Source organism: Leisingera sp. NJS204 (assembly GCF_004123675.1).
In the GTDB taxonomy this organism is placed as follows: domain Bacteria; phylum Pseudomonadota; class Alphaproteobacteria; order Rhodobacterales; family Rhodobacteraceae; genus Leisingera.
The window spans coordinates 1,408,088-1,424,999 of the sequence record NZ_CP035417.1; the positions used below are offsets into that span (position 1 = coordinate 1,408,088).

The following is a 16,912-nucleotide window of genomic DNA, read 5'->3' on the forward strand; positions in this document are numbered from 1 at the left end:
ACCCGCTCCATATGCCCGTACTTGTGATGAAATTCGGCGGCACGTCTGTCGCCAATCTGGATCGCATCCGCCGCGCTGCCAAACGCGTCGGCGTTGAGGTGGCCAAGGGCTATGACGTGATCGTCATCGTGTCGGCGATGTCCGGCAAGACCAACGAACTGGTCGGCTGGGTAGATGAGACCTCGCCGTTGTATGACGCGCGCGAATATGATGCGATTGTGTCTTCGGGCGAGAATGTGACCGCCGGCCTGATGGCGCTGACACTGCAGGAAATGGATGTTCCCGCCCGCAGCTGGCAGGGCTGGCAAGTGCCGCTTTTGACCACCTCGGCGCACAGCCAAGCGCGGATCGAAGAGATCCCGCCGGAAAACATCCGCGCCAAGTTTGATGAAGGCATGAAAGTGGCGGTTGTGGCCGGCTTCCAGGGCATCAGCCCCGAAGGCCGCATCACCACGCTGGGCCGCGGCGGTTCGGACACCACTGCGGTGGCCTTTGCGGCGGCGTTTGAGGCTGAGCGCTGCGATATTTATACCGATGTGGACGGCGTTTATACCACCGACCCGCGGATTTGCGACAAGGCGCGCAAGCTGGACAAGATTGCGTTTGAAGAGATGCTGGAGCTGGCGTCGCTGGGCGCCAAGGTGCTGCAGACCCGCTCGGTTGAACTGGCGATGCGCTATAAGGTGAAGCTGCGCGTGCTGTCGAGCTTTGAGGAACAAACTGACGAGGCCGGAACCCTGGTCTGCGCCGAGGAGGAAATCATGGAATCCAATGTTGTGGCCGGTGTGGCCTATTCCCGTGACGAGGCCAAGCTGACCGTGCAGTCGGTGGCCGACCGCCCCGGCATCGCGGCAACCATTTTCACCACGCTCAGCGATGCAGGCGTGAATGTCGACATGATTGTGCAGGATATCTCGGACGAGGGCCGCACCGACATGACCTTCTCCTGCCCGACCGATCAGGTTGCCCGCGCCGAACAGGCGCTGCTGGCGATCAAGGAAAAGGGCGAGCTGAACTATGCTGAACTCTTGGCCGACAAGGATGTGGCCAAGGTTTCTGTGGTTGGTATCGGCATGCGTTCGCAGTCCGGCGTGGCCGCCAAGATGTTCAAGGTGCTGTCGGATGAGGGCGTCAACATCAAGGTAATCACCACTTCCGAAATCAAGATATCGGTGCTGATCGACCGCAAATACATGGAGCTGGCCGTGCAGGCGCTGCATGATGCGTTTGAACTGGAGAAAGCCGGCTAAGCGCTGATCGGATAACAGTTTTCTGAATACCGCAAAGGCGCCGATCCGGCGCCTTTGTTGTGTCTGCCCTGCCGCTGGCGGTATTTTGCGCAATGCCGTGTCAGGCTGCTCTGATTGCGGGCAATGCTGCAAAAACACTTGGACTTTTTCCGCTGGGATGGGACAAGTGGGGGGAGGAGAGAACGCTGGGATACTGCTTTGAGTGGTATTTGTTCTGGTGAACCAATCAGAGCGGCAGTGTGCGGGGAAGTGACCTCGGGAGAGGGTGGCAATGGCTGATACAACGGAATCCGAAAGCAGGAAGCTTCTGGTTCGCCTGCGCGAGGCGATGGCGGGCGACGATGCCGGCCAGGCGCGGCTCGACAAGATCACCCATCTGATCGCCGACAGCATGGGGACAGAGGTGTGCTCGGTCTATCTGTTCCGCGATGACGAGACGCTGGAGCTGTGTGCAACCCAGGGTTTGAATCTGGAATCTGTGCACCAGACCCGGATGCGCATCGGCGAGGGCCTGGTGGGCCGGGTGGCAAGATACGGCAAGGTGGTGAACACGCCGGATGCGCCCAATGCCAAGGGGTTCCGCTATATGCCGGAAACCGGGGAGGAGCGGTTTTCCTCCTTCCTTGGGGTGCCGGTGCAGCGGCTGGGCGAGATGCTGGGCGTCTTGGTGGTTCAGTCCAAGGAGGGGCGCGAGTTTTCAGCCGATGCGGTCTATGCGCTGGAAGTGGTGGCGATGGTCATCGCTGAGATGACCGAGCTGGGCGCCTTTGTCGGCGAAGGCGCGGCCCTGTCGCCACTGCACAAGCAGCCGGTTCTGATCCACGGTACCTCGGCCCAGGAAGGCGCGGCGGAAGGCCACGTCTGGCTGCATGAGCCGCGGGTGATTGTGACCAATCCGATTGCCGATGATCCCCAGCGGGAGCTGGAGCGGATGAACAGCGCGGTCGAGGAACTGCGGGTCGGCGTTGACAAGATGCTGGAAGTCTCCCGCAACGGCGACAAAGATCAGCTGCAGGTTCTTGAAGCTTACCGGATGTTTGCCAATTCCAAAGGCTGGATGCGGCGGATGGAAGAAGACATCGCCCGTGGCCTGAGCGCCGAAGCCGCGGTGGAAAAAGAGCAATCCCAGGCCCGCGCCCGGATGAGCCAGGTGCAGGACGCCTATCTGCGCGAACGGCTGAGCGACCTGGATGACCTCTCAAACCGCCTGCTGCGGATTCTGACCGGGCAGGGGGCGGACACCGGTGCCGAGCTGCCGGACAACCCCATCCTGATCGCCCGCAACATAGGTCCGGGGGATCTGCTGGAGTATGGTCGCGGCCTGCGGGGCATCGTGCTGGAGGAAGGCTCGGTCGGATCCCACGCCGCTATTGTCGCGCGGGCCCTGGCGATTCCGCTGGTGGTGAATGCCAAGCGGATCACCACCGAGGCGCTGAACGGCGACCACATCATGGTGGATGGCGATCAGGGCGTGGTGCATCTGCGGCCGGATGACACGGTTGTCGGCGCCTTCCGCGACAAGATCGCGATGCATACCAAGGCGCAGGAACGCTATGCCTCGATCCGCAGCAAGGCGGCGGTCACCACCGACGGCCAGCGCATCAATATGGTGATGAATGCCGGCTTGATGGCAGACCTGCCGTCATTGGATAGTTCGGGTGCTGAAGGTGTGGGGCTGTTTCGCACGGAATTGCAATTTCTAGTGCGCAATCAGATGCCGAAGCGTTCGGAGCTGGTTGCTTTGTACAAGCGGGTGCTGGATGCAGCCCATGGTAAACCGGTGATTTTCCGGACTCTGGACATCGGATCCGACAAAGTTCTGCCTTACATGAAACCGACGGATGAGCCGAACCCTGCACTGGGCTGGCGGGCGATCCGGGTGGGGCTGGACAAGCCCGGCATCATGCGGATGCAGCTGCAGGCGCTGTTGCGCTCTGCCGAAGGGCGGCCGCTGTCGATAATGTTCCCCTTTGTTGCCCAATTCGAAGAATACCGCGCGGCCAAGGCCGAGGTGGACAAGACTATCGAACGCGAGCGCATCCTGGGCCACGTGCTGCCGGCCGAGCTGGAGATCGGCGCAATGCTGGAGACGCCGTCGCTGGCCTATGCGCCGCAGAAGTTCTTTGACGAGGTGGCCTTTATCTCGATCGGCGGCAATGACCTGAAACAGTTCTTTTTCGCCGCCGACCGCGAGAATGAGCGGGTGCGCAAACGCTATGACACGCTGAATGTGAGCTTCCTGAGCTTCATCGAGCGCATCGTGGAACGCTGCGCCATCTCAGGCACGCCGCTCAGCTTTTGCGGCGAGGACGCGGGCCGCCCTGTCGAGGCCGTATGCCTGGCCGCCATGGGCATCCGCACGCTGTCGATGCGCCCGGCCTCTATCGGACCGGTCAAGTCACTGCTGCTGCGGGTCGATCTGGGCGAGCTGCGCAAGATCATCGCGGATGCGCGCCACCGCGGCGATCAGGCGGTGCGCCCGGCAGTGATGAAATATCTGCGGGAACTTTGACGGGCACCGGTGCCTGGGGCTGGATTATAGTTTCATTGGAATATTGAGCAGACCCGGCAGGGGCTGCGCCGAAACGTTGCACTCATTTACTTCAAGCTTAAAACTTTATGCTTGAAGTTTTCCTGGGCCTGCCTATCCTGATCTGCAAGGATGTGCGCTGAGCGGGAAAGGATGATCATGAAAGTCGCCTGTTTGGGAGGAGGGCCTGCGGGTCTTTACTTTGCGATCTCGATGAAGCTGCGCCAGCCCGAGGCACAGGTCACGGTGATTGAGCGCAACAAGCCTGATGATACCTTTGGCTGGGGCGTGGTGCTGTCGGATGACGCGCTGGAGAACCTCAGCGCCAATGACCCGAAGAGCGCCGAAGCGATCCGCGAAAGCTTTGCTTATTGGGACGATATCGCGGTGGTGCATAACGGCACCCGCACGGTGTCAGGCGGGCATGGGTTTGCCGGAATAGGCCGCAGGCAGATGCTGCTGCTGCTGCAGGACCGGGCGCGCGAACTGGGCGTTGACCTGCAGTTTGAAACCATTGCCAAGACCGCCGCGGAATATCAAGCAGACTATGATCTTGTGGTCGGCTGCGACGGGCTGAATTCCAATGTCCGCAATGAGTTCGCGGAACATTTTAAACCGGAAATCGACGTGCGGCCCTGCAAGTTCATCTGGCTGGGTACCCATCAGAAATTCGACGATGCCTTCACCTTTATTTTTGAGAAGACCAAACACGGCTGGATGTGGATCCACGCCTACCAGTTCGATGCGGACACGGCGACGGTGATTGTCGAATGTTCAGCTGAGACCTGGGAGAACTGGGGCTTTGAGGGCATGAGCAAGGAGGAGACCGTCCGCACCTGCGAGGAGATATTTGCAGATCATCTGGGCGGGCACGCGCTGATGTCGAACGCGGCGCATTTGCGCGGGGCGGCGGTGTGGATCAACTTCCCGCGGGTGCTGTGCGAAAAGTGGCACCACGAGAATGTGGTGCTGCTGGGGGATGCATCCGCCACGGCGCATTTCTCTATCGGGTCGGGATCGCGGCTGGCCTTTGACAGCGCCATTGCACTGGCTGAGCTGGTCAGCACCGAACCGACGCTGGAACGCGCGTTCGAGCGTTACCAGGAGGAGCGGCGGCTGGATGTGCTGCGGCTGCAGTCGGCGGCGCGCAACTCCTTGGAGTGGTTCGAGGAGGTTGAGCGCTATCTGGATATGGATCCGGTGCAGTTCAACTATTCCCTGCTGACCCGTTCGCAGCGGATTTCCCATGAGAACCTGCGGCTGCGCGATGCGGACTGGCTGCAAAGCGCCGAGAAATGGTTCCAGGACAAGGCCGGAGCGCCCGCAGATGCACCGGTGCGGCCGCCGATGTTTGCGCCCTATCAATTGCGCGGGATGGAACTGCAGAACCGCATCGTGGTTTCGCCCATGGCGCAGTACAAGGCGGTGGAGGGCTGCCCGGTGGACTGGCACCTGATCCACTACGGCGAACGTGCCAAGGGCGGAGCCGGGCTGGTTTACACCGAGATGACCTGTGTATCGGCTGAGGGGCGGATCTCGCTGGGCTGCCCGGGGCTGTATGCACCGGAGCATGAGGCAGCCTGGAAGCGCCTGACGGATTTTGTGCATGCTGAGACCGGCGCGAAGATCTGCTGCCAGATCGGCCATTCCGGGCGCAAAGGCTCCACCCAGCTGGGGTGGGAGGAAATGGACGCACCGCTGCCGGAAGGAAACTGGGAGACGGTTTCGGCCTCAGCCATCCCGTGGTCGGAAAACAACCCGGCCCCGCGGGAGATTACACGGGGCGAAATGGATCAGATTCGCGACGAATTTGTTGCATCGGCACAAATGGCGGAGCGTGCAGGGTTTGACATGATCGAACTTCATGCGGCGCATGGATACCTGATTTCCTCGTTTATTTCGCCAAAATCGAACATTCGGGGCGATGAGTATGGCGGCTCCTTGGAAAACCGCTTGCGCTATCCGCTGGAGGTGTTCCAGGCCATGCGCGCAGTCTGGCCTGAGGCGAGGCCGATGTCTGTCAGGATCTCCGCCAATGACTGGGTGGGTGACGATGGCGTCACTCCGGAAGAAGCGGTGGAGATCGCCAAGGGGTTCACTGCGGCGGGTGCGGATATCATAGATGTCTCCGCCGGGCAGACCTCCACTGACGCGCAAGCGGTCTATGGCCGCATGTTCCAGACGCCGTTTTCCGATCGCATCCGCAACGAGGCCGGGATTGCCACCATGGCGGTGGGTAATATCTATGAGGCCGACCATGCCAATTCGATCCTGATGGCGGGGCGGGCCGATCTGGTCTGTGTAGGCCGGCCGCATCTGGCGGATCCCTATTGGACCCTGCACGAGGCGGCGCGGATCGGCGACCGGCACGGGGATTGGCCGCTGCCCTATCAGGCAGGCCGTGATCAGGCCTGGCGGCTGGCCGACCGTGACGCGGAGGTGATCCGGGCATGACACGCAGGGTACTGGTAACAGGCGGCGGCACCGGCATCGGCAAGGCAATCGCGCAGGCTTTTTCAGCCCAGAACTGTCAGGTGACAATTTCCGGCCGGCGGCGCGACGCGCTGGAGCAAGCCGCGAAGGGTACGGATCTGGAGATCAGACCTGCAGATGTCACGGACGAGGCCCAGGTCGCGGCGCTGTTTGACACGCCGTATGACGTGGTTGTGGCAAATGCCGGTACCGGGAACGCCGCGCGGATCGAGGATGTTGAGCTGGCAGACTGGCAGCACACCCTGACGGTGAACATGACCGGCACCTTCCTGACCTTCCGGGCGGCACTGCGGACTGGGATGAAACCAGGCGGGCGCCTGATTGCCATCGCCTCGACTGCCTCCTTGCAGGGCGGGGCGCATATCCCGGCCTATGCGGCCTCTAAGCACGGGGTGCTGGGACTGGTGCGGTCGGTCGCGCAAAGCGTGGCCAAGCGCGGCATCACTTGCAATGCGATCTGCCCGGGGTTTGTCGACACCGAGATGGCGGAGACTGCGATCAGCGGGCTGATGGCCCGGCATGACATTCCGCGGGAGAAGGCGCTGAAAATGGTGGTTGGCGGCAATCCGATGCAGCGGCTGATCGCGCCTGCGGAAGTGGCGGCAACGGCGGTGTTCCTGGCATCCGAAGGCGCGTCTTCGATCAACGGGCACGCGATGAGTGTTTCGGGAGGCGAGATTTGAGCACAACGTCAAAAGACCGGCTGCGGCTGTGGCTGAAGGTGCTGAAGGCCACCAAGGCGGTGGAGAGCGAGGTGCGTGAAAACCTGCGGCGGGACTTCGCAACCACGCTGCCGCGGTTTGATGTTATGGCGGCGCTGATGCAGCATGAAAAAGGGCTGAAAATGAGTGAGTTGTCAGGTGTTCTGAAAGTGTCGAACGGCAACGTGACCGGCATTGTCGAGCGGTTGGTGGAGGACGGCCATGTGCAGCGCGAGAAGGTCGAGGGCGACCGGCGCGCCAATCTTGTGCGGCTGACGGCGGCGGGCCAGACTGAGTTCTCGCGCCAGGCAGAGGCGCATGAAAGCTGGATAAATGCGGCCTTTGACGGGCTGGCAACGGATGAGGCGCAGGCAATTGCCGAAAGCCTGGACGCGGTGGCGCGGCGGCTGGACGAGGGAGGCAAGGCATGAAGGTGAACACGGAGCCGCAGCACTTTCTGTGCCGGATCGAGGATGGCGTTGCCACAGTCTCGCTGGACCGGCCGGAGCGGAAGAACCCGCTGACATTCGACAGCTACGCAGAGCTGCGCAACTGGTTCCGGGACTTGCACTATGACGACAGCGTCAAGGCGGTGGTGTTTGCCTCCAACGGCGGCAACTTCTGCTCGGGCGGCGATGTGCATGATATTATCGGGCCGCTGACGAAGATGAGCATGAAGGAGCTGTTGGCCTTCACCCGGATGACCGGCGATCTGGTCAAGGCAATTGTGACCTGCGGCAAACCGGTGATTGCAGCGATTGACGGGATTTGCGTTGGCGCAGGGGCAATTATCGCCATGGCCTCGGACATCCGGATTGCCACGCCGGAGGCTAAAACGGCGTTTCTGTTCACCCGTGTCGGCCTTGCAGGCTGCGATATGGGCGCCTGTGCGATCCTGCCGCGGATTATAGGCCAGGGGCGGGCGGCGGAGCTGCTGTACACCGGGCGGTCGATGAGCGCCGAGGAAGGGCATGCCTGGGGATTTCACAACAAGCTGGTGGCGCCGGACGCTCTGGAGGCGGAGGCGCAAGCCTGGGCGGCGCGGATCGCAGCAGGTCCGAACTTTGGCCACATGATGACCAAGACCATGCTGGCACAGGAATGGTCGATGTCGATCGAACAGGCGATTGAGGCTGAAGCGCAGGCGCAGGCGATCTGCATGCAGACGGCGGATTTTGAGCGTGCGTTTCATGCTTTTGTGAAAAAGGAAAAACCGGTGTTCGAGGGCGACTGAGCCGCTGGAGCCGCAGGCCTCGTGCCGCAGGAGGGTACGGGAGCCCCCGGCGGCAGTATTTGGATAAAGGTGAAACAGGGAGAGCCGCGCCATGGCGGACAAGTCGTTTTTGAACTGGCCGTTCTTTGAGGACCGGCACCGGGGCTTGGCGGAGGAGCTGGAGGCCTGGGCTCGGGAGAATCTGAATGGCATAGATCATTCGGACACCGATGCGGCCTGCCGGGCTTTGGTAGCTGCGCTGGGAAAGGCTGGCTGGACGCAGCATTCCGGCGCGATGGCCGGCGGGAAATTGGACGTGCGCAGCCTGTGCCTGATCCGCGAGACGCTGGCGCGCCATGACGGGCTGGCGGATTTTGCTTTTGCCATGCAGGGGCTGGGGACCGGCGCGATTTCGCTGTTCGGGACAGAAGCGCAGCAGCAGGAGTGGCTGCCATTGACGCGGGCGGGCAAGGCGGTATCGGCCTTTGCGCTGACTGAGCCGCAGTCGGGGTCGGATGTGGCCAATTCCGCCATGACGGCGGCGCTGGACGGCGATCATTACGTTTTGAACGGTGAAAAGACCTGGATCTCCAACGGCGGGATTGCCGATGTCTACACGCTGTTTGCCCGCACCGGCGAGGCACCGGGAGCGAAGGGGCTGAGTGCCTTTGTCGTGCCGGCGGACCTGCCTGGGTTCGAGGTGGCGGAGCGGCTGGAAACCATTGCGCCGCATCCGCTGGCAACCTTGCGTTTTACCGATTGCCGGATTCCGAAGTCGGCTTTGCTTGGCCAGCCGGGTGCGGGCTTCAAGATTGCGATGTCGGTGCTGGATGTGTTCCGATCCACCGTGGCGGCGGCGGCGCTGGGGTTTGCCCGCCGGGCGCTGGACGAAGCGCTGGCGCGGGTGGCTGCGCGGCAGGTGCAGGGCGCGCCGCTGTTTGATCTGCAAATGGTGCAGGGGCATATAGCGGATATGGCTCTGGATGTGGATGCCGCTGCGCTGCTGGTTTACCGTGCCGCCTGGGTCAAGGATTCAGGCGCCGCGCGGGTCACGCGGGAGGCGGCGATGGCCAAACTGTTTTCCACCGATCAGGCACAGCAGGTCATCGATAAGGCAGTGCAGCTGCACGGCGGCGACGGCGTGCGCCGGGGCCAGAAGGTGGAGGAGCTCTACCGCGATATCCGGGCCTTACGCATCTACGAGGGGGCCTCGGACGTGCAGCGGGTGGTGATCGCCCGCCAGGCGATGGGTGCCTTTCAGGGAGGGAAGTGATATGCTGGGACTAACCGCGCATGTAGACAGTTTTGCCCGGGACAACCTGCCGCCTGCGGATCAATGGCCTGAGTTTCTGCTGGAGGGGTTTGACTATCCGGAACACCTGAATGCCGCTGTCGAGCTGACCGATGCGATGGTTGAAAAGGGGTTCGGCGACCGCACTGCGCTGATAGGCAACGGGCGCTACCGGACCTACAAAGAACTGGCGGACTGGACCAACCGGCTGGCGCATGTGCTGAGCGAGGATCTGGGGGTGAAGCCTGGCAACCGGGTGCTGATCCGCTCGGCCAACAACCCGGCGATGGTGGCCTGCTGGCTGGCGGCAACCAAGGCGGGCGCGGTGGTGGTCAATACCATGCCGATGCTGCGCAAGGGAGAGCTGGCCAAGATCGTCGATAAGGCCCAAGTGTCCCATGCGCTGTGCGACACAAGGCTGAAGGATGAGCTGGTCGCCTGCGCCAAGGATTCGGAATTCCTGAAAACGGTTGTCGGCTTTGACGGCACGTCCAATCACGATGCGGAACTGGACCGGCTGGCACTGGAAAAACCAGTGGCTTATGAAGCGGTGCAGACGGGGCGTGATGACGTGGCCCTGCTGGGTTTCACCTCCGGCACCACCGGCGCACCCAAGGCAACCATGCATTTCCACCGTGATCTGCTGATCATCGCTGACGGATATGCGCGTGAAGTGCTGGATGTGCAGCCGGAGGATGTGTTCGTTGGCTCGCCGCCGCTGGCCTTTACCTTCGGGCTGGGCGGGCTGGCGATCTTTCCTTTGCGCTTTGGTGCTGCGGCGACGCTCTTGGAAAACGCTTCGCCGCCGAACCTCATTGAGATCATTGAGAAATACAAGGCGACGGTTTGCTTCACCGCGCCGACTGCTTACCGCGTGATGCTGCGGGCGATGGAGGAGGGGGCGGATCTGTCGTCGCTGCGGGCGGCAGTGTCGGCCGGGGAGACTCTGCCCGCGCCGGTTTATGACGAGTGGATGCAGAAGACCGGCAAACCGATGCTGGACGGGATCGGGGCGACGGAGATGCTGCATATCTTCATCACCAACCGGTTCAGCGACCACCGGCCCGCTTGCACCGGCAAGCCTGTGGGCGGCTATCAGGTGAAGGTGCTGGATAAAAACGGCAACGAGGCTCCGCGCGGCGACATCGGGCGGCTGGCAGTCAGGGGACCCACAGGGTGCCGTTACCTGGCCGATGACCGGCAGGCTGGGTATGTGCAAGACGGCTGGAACATCACCGGCGACAGTTTTATCCGGGATGACCGCGGGTATTTGCACTTTGCCGCCCGCAACGATGACATGATCGTTTCCTCCGGGTACAACATTGCAGGACCTGAGGTAGAGGCGGCCTTGCTGGCGCATGAAGCGGTGGTGGAATGCGCGGTGATCGGCGTCCCGGATGAAGCGCGGGGCGAGATTGTGCAGGCGCATGTGGTGCTGGCCGATGAGCTGGCGCCGTCGGATGAAATGGTCAAGCTGCTGCAGGATCACGTAAAGGCGGAAATTGCGCCTTACAAGTATCCGCGTTCATTGGTGTTTACCACGGCACTGCCAAAGACCGAGACCGGAAAAATCCAGCGGTTCAGGCTGAAAGCCTAGCTGCCAGGGATTTCTCAGTGCTTATCCTGTTGGCGGCTGCCAAGCAGCCGTCAGGGTGCATGAGTTTTATACTCGCAGCACGCATGCGGCATGCCGAAGATCCGTTCTGCGGGCATCTGTGCCGCGCTCTTCAACCGTTTCAACGCACTCGGCATAGCCGAGATAACACACAAAGCATGACATCAATGGGGAAAGGGGCCACCACGCTTATCGTTGCTGAGGAATTGCGCACCATCAAAATGAAGATGAAGCACGAGAAGGTGAGCTACTGCAAAACGCACGGGTTCGGGAAGAACGCGACGATCGAGCTGTATCTGGCCGGTTGTGATGACGAGATGGTCAAGGCTGTCACCGGTCACTCAGGCGTTGAGATGCTGAAAAAGTACGGTGGGCCGATCCGGCAAAGAGAGTTGGCGAAGGGCGCGCAAGAGGCAAGAAATCAATTGGAACGAAGCAAGATCGAAACGTGAAAGTTTCAACGGTTGTTTCAAAAATCGCAGTGGAGGAGAGGATGGATGACGCAAGTCATTGATTTAATTGGAGGCGAGTACCGGAATCGAACCGGTGTACACGGATTTGCAATCCGCTGCGTAACCACTCCGCCAACTCGCCAGCCGTGGTGTAGGGCGTGATTAATCACATGCTTGCAGCCTGTGCAAGAGGCGTATTGCCTCTGTCCGGGCCAAAAACTGCTTTTCTTTCCAGATAGGAAAAATCTCAGCTGTCCGCACTTTGGCCAGGTGCTGCCGCACGGATGGCTTTGGCGATCAAGGCGGGAATACCGGGCAGCGCGCCTGTGACGGGCAGCAGAATTCCTTGGAAAAAGGCAGCCTCAAGCGCTTGGGGGATGTCCTGTTTTACATGGTCGCCGGCCTGGGCAAAGAACGGCAGGCAAATTGAACAAGCAGGCAAGGCGGTTGCGGCGGTTTCAATCCGCGGGGATTGTTCCACATAGCCGGGCGACAGTGTGCAGCCGGGCAGCAAGGGACGCAGGCGGGCGGCAAAATGTTCTGCGGCCTCTGCTGCTTTGGGGCCGCGGGCAGAGCCGTGCGCGGCAAGCAGAAGATGCGTTTCTGCTAACGGCCAGCTTAGCCTTTGTGCGGCCAGGCGGACGGCCTGTGCCGCGAGGGCGGGCAGGGAGGCATCCAGACCGAAAGGCGGTGCCATACGGTAGCTGCGGCCCTGAAGGCGGCCGGGCAGAACCTTGGCCGTGAACCATCCCTGCGACATGAAAAACGGATAGACCACGGCGTCCTCGGCCATTTCGCGCTCCAGCCGTCCAGGCGTGGCGAGGGTGGAGGAGCGCACATCCCAGTCGGGCAGATGCGCCGCAACCTCTGCTGCGAGACCGGCCAGGGCGGCCTCTGCCGGAGCAGGGCCGGAAGGCTGGCCATGGGCGGTTATAACGGCGGTGCGCGTGATCTTTGTCAAGGTGGGGGTCCGGATCGTTGAAATTGCGGAAGCTGGCAGGATTGTTCCTATATTTGGGGAGCTTGCCGGGAACTCTGCAAGGCTTTGAGGGATTTTTTCTGCGGTGTGTTGAGAAACGAAACCAAGAAGGTTGACCTTCCCGGGCGCTTCACCTAAATCAGCAAACACTCTGAGCGGGTATGGTGAAATGGTATCATAAGAGCCTTCCAAGCTTAAGGTGCGGGTTCGATTCCCGCTACCCGCTCCAGATCTTCCCCGATTGCCATTCTGTTACACCGTGACGCGGGTTGTCCGCGCTTTCATGTGCTTTTTGAAACGGCTCAGTGCTTGACGCGCGGGGCCTGCAGGGCCATGAACCTTGGCGAATGCGCGGGATTTCATACCCGCCAGCCCAAAGTGCAGAAGGATCCGGAATGGCGCGGAGACAAGCGGCCCCGAATGCGGAACAGGAGCGGGAAGGCTCCCGTAAAATTGGCGTGCTGTCGGCGCTGTGGCCGTATATGCGGCCATACCGTTTGCTGATGCTTGCCGCGACCTGCGCGCTGGTAATGACCGCAGGGCTGTCGCTGACGCTGCCTTTGGCGGTGCGCCGGGTGGTCGACAATTTCCGGGTCTCGGATTCCGAACTTCTGAACCTCTATTTTGGCGCGGCGCTGGGAATTGCTGCGCTGCTCGCGGCTGGCACCGGCGTGCGCTATGCGCTGGTGACCCGGCTGGGGGAGCGGGTGGTGGCTGATATCCGCAAGGCGGTGTTCGACCGGGTGATCGGCATGAGCCCGGAGTTTTACGAACGTGTCATGACCGGCGAAGTGCTGAGCCGGATCACCACTGATACAACGCTGATCCAGTCGGTACTGGGGTCCTCGGTGTCGATCGCGTTGCGCAATTTGCTGATTTTCCTTGGCGGCATGGTGCTGATGCTGCTGACCTCGGCCAAGCTGACGATGATGGTGCTGCTGATCGTGCCGGCCGTTATTGTCCCGATCCTGGTGCTGGGCCGCCGCCTGCGTGCGATCAGCAAGGAAAATCAGGACTGGATCGCAGCCTCCTCGGGCAATGCGGGCGAGGCGCTGGGGGCGGTGCAGACCGTGCAGGCCTTTACCCATGAGGCCGCCAGCCGCCTGAAGTTCGGCGAGATGACCGAGACCGCCTATAATGTTTCCTGCCGCCGGATCCAGACGCGTGCTTATCTGACGGTAATCGTGATTTTCCTGGTGTTCTCCGGCGTGGTCGGCGTGCTGTGGATGGGCGCAAATGACGTGCGCGCGGGTGTTATGTCCGAAGGGTCCCTGATCCAGTTTGTGATCTATGCGGTGCTGGTGGCAGGCTCGGTGGCGGCGCTGTCGGAAATCTGGAGCGAGCTGCAGCGCGCTGCCGGTGCGACCGAGCGGCTGGTGGAATTGCTGAATGCGAATGATACCGTGCTGGATCCGGTTGCGGCGCAGGTGCTGCCTGCGCCTGTGAAGGGTGAGATCCAGTTCGACAATGTGTCCTTCCGCTATCCGTCACGTCCTGATGTCTCGGCGCTGGACGCGGTGTCGCTGGCGGTGAAACCGGGCGAGACGGTTGCCTTTGTCGGGCCGTCCGGCGCGGGCAAGACCACCATCATTCAGTTGCTGCAGCGGTTCTATGACCCGAACCAGGGCGCGGTGAAACTGGACGGTGTGGCGCTGTCGGCACTGCAGCGGGATGAGTTCCGCCATCACATTGCGCTGGTGCCGCAGGACCCGGTGATTTTTGCGGCCTCAGCCCGCGAGAATATCCGCTTTGGCCGGCCGGAAGCCTCGGATGCCGAGGTTGAGGCTGCAGCCCAAGCCGCCGCCGCGCATGACTTCATCTCGAAACTGCCCGAAGGCTATGACAGTTTCGTCGGCGAGCGCGGGGTGATGCTGTCGGGCGGCCAGAAACAGCGGATTGCCATTGCCCGTGCCATCCTGCGCGATGCGCCGGTGCTGCTGCTGGACGAGGCGACCTCGGCGCTGGATGCTGAAAGCGAACGTCTGGTGCAGGCCGCGGTGGACGAGCTGAGCCAGGGCCGGACGACACTGATCGTGGCGCACCGTCTGGCAACGGTCAAAAAGGCCGACCGGATTGTGGTGATGGATCAGGGCCGGATCGTGGCCACCGGCACCCATGATGAGCTGGTGGCGCAAGGCGGGCTTTATGCGCGGCTGGCCAAGCTGCAGTTCACCGAAGGACTGGCGGCGGAGTAACTGCTGAACAGAGCAAAGTGACAAGCGCCCCGGATCGTTTCCGGGGCGCTTTTTGCTGGTAAAACCGCCAAAGGCCGGAAAATGGCGCCACGTCATGCCGCAAATTGCCTTGGCGTGACCCTGCACCGGCGCTTGCGCAATTGCCTGTTTGCAATAGTCTGGGCGCAAACAGAACACCCCATGAATTGGGGGAACGGGGAGGAGATTTATGGGATTTTCCGGAGTCGCAGACCGCGACGCGCTGCAGAACGAAATGCCGTATGAGGCGCGGGATCTGCCGGCCACGCTGTATGGGCTGCTGTCACGGACGGCGGGCAAATACCCCAACGGCAAGGCGGTCAGCTATCAGATTTTTTCCGGCCCCCGGGACAAGGCGGAAACCCTGACCTGGAGCACGCTGAAGGATCAGGTGAGCCAGGCGGCCAATATGTTCCGCGCGCTGGGGATCGGAGAGCAGGACGTGGTCGCCTATGTGCTGCCCAATTGCCACGAGACGCTGGTCACCATGCTGGGCGGCGCGGTGGCGGGGATTGTGAACCCGATCAACCCGCTCTTGGAGCCAGAGCAGATCGCGTCGATCCTGCGGGAAACCAAGGCCAAGGTGGTGGTGACCCTGCGGCCCTTCCCCAAGACCGACGTGGCCCAGAAGGTGGCCGAGGCCGTGCGCCATGCGCCTGGGGTGAACACGGTGCTGGAAGTGGACCTGAACCGCTATCTGACGCCGCCGAAATCCTGGATCGTGCCGCTGATCCGGCCCAAGCTGGACAATCAGGCCAAGGCGGCCCATGCGGATTACCTGAATTTCTCCAAGGAAGTGGCAAAACATCCCGCCACGCTGAATTTCGCCGACAGCGACGGCGACCGGGTTGCCTGCTATTTCCACACCGGCGGCACCACGGGAATGCCCAAGGTTGCGCAGCACAAATACTCGGGCCTGATCTATAACGGCTGGCTGGGGGACAAGCTGCTGTTCACCGAAGAAGACAACATCATGTGCCCGCTGCCGTTGTTTCATGTCTTTGCGGTGCATGTGATCATGATGGCGGCGGTATCCTCGGGGGCGCATGTGGTGTTTCCGACGCCGCAGGGCTATCGCGGCGAGGGGGTGTTCGACAATTTCTGGAAGCTGATCGAACGCTGGAAGATCACCTTTATCATCACCGTGCCCACTGCTGTTTCGGCGCTGATGCAGCGGGAAGTGGACGCTGATATCTCCTCGGTGAAAACGGCGTTTTCGGGCTCGGCCCCGATGCCGATGGAATTGTTCAAGCGGTTCGAGGCAGCGTCAGGCGTGACCATTGTCGAAGGTTACGGCTTGACCGAGGCGACCTGCCTGGTGTCCTGCAACCCTCCGGGCGGGGAAAAAAAGGTCGGGTCGGTTGGGATCCCTCTCCCCTATACCGATGTGCGGATCGTCAAGCAGACCTCCGACGGCCCGCTGGAATGCGGTGTAGATGAAGTGGGGGAAATCTGCATTTCCAACCCCGGCGTCTACCCCGGCAACACCTATACCGAAGCCGAAAAAAACGCGGACCTCTACTATCAGGACAAATACCTGCGCACCGGCGACTTGGGGCGGATTGACGGGGATGGCTACCTGTGGATCACCGGCCGTGCCAAGGATCTGATCATCCGCGGCGGCCACAACATCGATCCGGCCGAGATCGAAGAGGCGCTGCTGGGGCATGAAGCGGTGGCATTTGCCGGCGCTATCGGCCAGCCGGATGCCCACTCGGGCGAGCTGCCTTGTGCCTTTGTCGAGCTGGTGGGCGGCGCCTCGGTCAGCGAGGCGGAGCTGCTGGAATACTGCAAAATCCACGTGCATGAGCGGGCGGCGATCCCCAAGCATATGACGGTGCTGGACGAGCTGCCGAAAACCGCCGTGGGCAAGGTATTCAAGCCGGATCTGCGCAAACATGCGATCACCCGTGTTTACAACGGCGCACTGGAAAAGGCCGGTCTGGCTGCACGTGTTGTCAGTGTCACCGACGACAAAAAACGCGGCCTGGTGGCCCAAGTGGCGGCCAATGGCAGTGCCGAGCCTGAAATTTCCGCTGTTCTGGCCAGCTTTACCCGGCCCTGGGAGCCGGCGGCGGACTGAACCTGATTGTAAACGTGAGATAAAAGGCGCCCTCAGGGGCGCTTTTTCATTCAGGCATTCCATTTGCGGGAATCTCTGCCTAGGCTCGGAAA

At 61.6% G+C, this 16,912-nt stretch carries 12 protein-coding genes and 2 tRNA genes; 12 read left to right on the forward strand and 2 right to left on the reverse strand.

What is annotated here, in order from left to right:
• Positions 1-11 precede the first annotated feature (11 nt).
• From ETW24_RS06920 to ETW24_RS24465, 9 genes are all read left to right on the forward strand, one after another.
• On the forward strand, positions 12-1,250 hold the full coding sequence (locus ETW24_RS06920; protein ID WP_129370346.1) for an aspartate kinase: 1,239 nt from the start codon (positions 12-14) through the stop codon (positions 1,248-1,250).
• Between the two features lie 271 nt (positions 1,251-1,521).
• Entirely contained in the window at positions 1,522-3,762 is a 2,241-nt protein-coding gene (gene ptsP / locus ETW24_RS06925; RefSeq protein ID WP_129370347.1) for a phosphoenolpyruvate--protein phosphotransferase, read from the forward strand.
• A gap of 177 nt (positions 3,763-3,939) precedes the next feature.
• On the forward strand, positions 3,940-6,234 hold the full coding sequence (locus tag ETW24_RS06930; protein WP_129370348.1) for a bifunctional salicylyl-CoA 5-hydroxylase/oxidoreductase: 2,295 nt from the start codon (positions 3,940-3,942) through the stop codon (positions 6,232-6,234).
• Positions 6,231-6,956 carry an SDR family NAD(P)-dependent oxidoreductase gene (locus tag ETW24_RS06935; protein WP_129370349.1) on the forward strand — a complete coding sequence of 242 codons (726 nt, stop codon included), beginning with the start codon at positions 6,231-6,233 and terminating at the stop codon, positions 6,954-6,956. The genes ETW24_RS06930 and ETW24_RS06935 overlap by 4 nt, the downstream gene beginning before the upstream one ends.
• Positions 6,953-7,405, forward strand: a complete 453-nt coding sequence (locus tag ETW24_RS06940; protein WP_129370350.1) for a MarR family winged helix-turn-helix transcriptional regulator — start codon at positions 6,953-6,955, stop codon at positions 7,403-7,405. Before ETW24_RS06935 ends, ETW24_RS06940 begins: the two co-directional genes overlap by 4 nt.
• On the forward strand, positions 7,402-8,208 hold the full coding sequence (locus ETW24_RS06945; RefSeq protein ID WP_129370351.1) for an enoyl-CoA hydratase family protein: 807 nt from the start codon (positions 7,402-7,404) through the stop codon (positions 8,206-8,208). The genes ETW24_RS06940 and ETW24_RS06945 overlap by 4 nt, the downstream gene beginning before the upstream one ends.
• A 91-nt stretch (positions 8,209-8,299) precedes the next feature.
• Entirely contained in the window at positions 8,300-9,460 is a 1,161-nt protein-coding gene (locus tag ETW24_RS06950; RefSeq protein WP_129370352.1) for an acyl-CoA dehydrogenase family protein, read from the forward strand.
• Position 9,461: 1 nt separating this feature from the next.
• On the forward strand, positions 9,462-11,075 hold the full coding sequence (locus tag ETW24_RS06955; RefSeq protein WP_129370353.1) for an AMP-binding protein: 1,614 nt from the start codon (positions 9,462-9,464) through the stop codon (positions 11,073-11,075).
• A gap of 59 nt (positions 11,076-11,134) precedes the next feature.
• Positions 11,135-11,545 (forward strand): hypothetical protein, encoded by a 411-nt coding sequence (locus ETW24_RS24465; protein WP_205877373.1) that lies wholly within the window; start codon positions 11,135-11,137, stop codon positions 11,543-11,545.
• Positions 11,546-11,613: 68 nt separating this feature from the next.
• On the opposite strand, the gene ETW24_RS06965 is transcribed toward ETW24_RS24465, so the two are convergent.
• Together ETW24_RS06965 and ETW24_RS06970 are read right to left on the reverse strand one after the other, a co-directional pair.
• Positions 11,614-11,687: transfer RNA gene (locus tag ETW24_RS06965), tRNA-Cys, on the reverse strand.
• Between the two features lie 105 nt (positions 11,688-11,792).
• Positions 11,793-12,506, reverse strand: coding sequence for a CbiX/SirB N-terminal domain-containing protein (locus tag ETW24_RS06970; RefSeq protein ID WP_129370354.1), 714 nt, complete (start codon positions 12,504-12,506; stop codon positions 11,793-11,795).
• Positions 12,507-12,679: 173 nt separating this feature from the next.
• Here ETW24_RS06970 and ETW24_RS06975 point away from each other — a divergent pair.
• From ETW24_RS06975 to ETW24_RS06985, 3 genes are all read left to right on the forward strand, one after another.
• A tRNA-Gly gene (locus tag ETW24_RS06975) sits at positions 12,680-12,753 on the forward strand.
• Between the two features lie 166 nt (positions 12,754-12,919).
• Positions 12,920-14,719, forward strand: coding sequence for an ABC transporter transmembrane domain-containing protein (locus ETW24_RS06980; protein WP_129370355.1), 1,800 nt, complete (start codon positions 12,920-12,922; stop codon positions 14,717-14,719).
• 208 nt (positions 14,720-14,927) lie between these two features.
• Positions 14,928-16,820 (forward strand): acyl-CoA synthetase, encoded by a 1,893-nt coding sequence (locus ETW24_RS06985; protein ID WP_129370356.1) that lies wholly within the window; start codon positions 14,928-14,930, stop codon positions 16,818-16,820.
• The last annotated feature ends 92 nt before the right edge of the window (positions 16,821-16,912 follow it).

Bases quoted from the DNA above. Each gene is read 5' to 3' on its own strand.
- ETW24_RS06920 (WP_129370346.1), top strand. From the start codon at position 12: ATGCCCGTACTTGTGATGAAATTCGGCGGCACGTCTGTCGCCAATCTG.
- ptsP (WP_129370347.1), top strand. From the start codon at position 1,522: ATGGCTGATACAACGGAATCCGAAAGCAGGAAGCTTCTGGTTCGCCTG.
- ETW24_RS06930 (WP_129370348.1), top strand. From the start codon at position 3,940: ATGAAAGTCGCCTGTTTGGGAGGAGGGCCTGCGGGTCTTTACTTTGCG.
- ETW24_RS06935 (WP_129370349.1), top strand. From the start codon at position 6,231: ATGACACGCAGGGTACTGGTAACAGGCGGCGGCACCGGCATCGGCAAG.
- ETW24_RS06945 (WP_129370351.1), top strand. From the start codon at position 7,402: ATGAAGGTGAACACGGAGCCGCAGCACTTTCTGTGCCGGATCGAGGAT.
- ETW24_RS06950 (WP_129370352.1), top strand. From the start codon at position 8,300: ATGGCGGACAAGTCGTTTTTGAACTGGCCGTTCTTTGAGGACCGGCAC.
- ETW24_RS06955 (WP_129370353.1), top strand. From the start codon at position 9,462: ATGCTGGGACTAACCGCGCATGTAGACAGTTTTGCCCGGGACAACCTG.
- ETW24_RS24465 (WP_205877373.1), top strand. From the start codon at position 11,135: ATGAGTTTTATACTCGCAGCACGCATGCGGCATGCCGAAGATCCGTTC.
- ETW24_RS06980 (WP_129370355.1), top strand. From the start codon at position 12,920: ATGGCGCGGAGACAAGCGGCCCCGAATGCGGAACAGGAGCGGGAAGGC.
- ETW24_RS06985 (WP_129370356.1), top strand. From the start codon at position 14,928: ATGGGATTTTCCGGAGTCGCAGACCGCGACGCGCTGCAGAACGAAATG.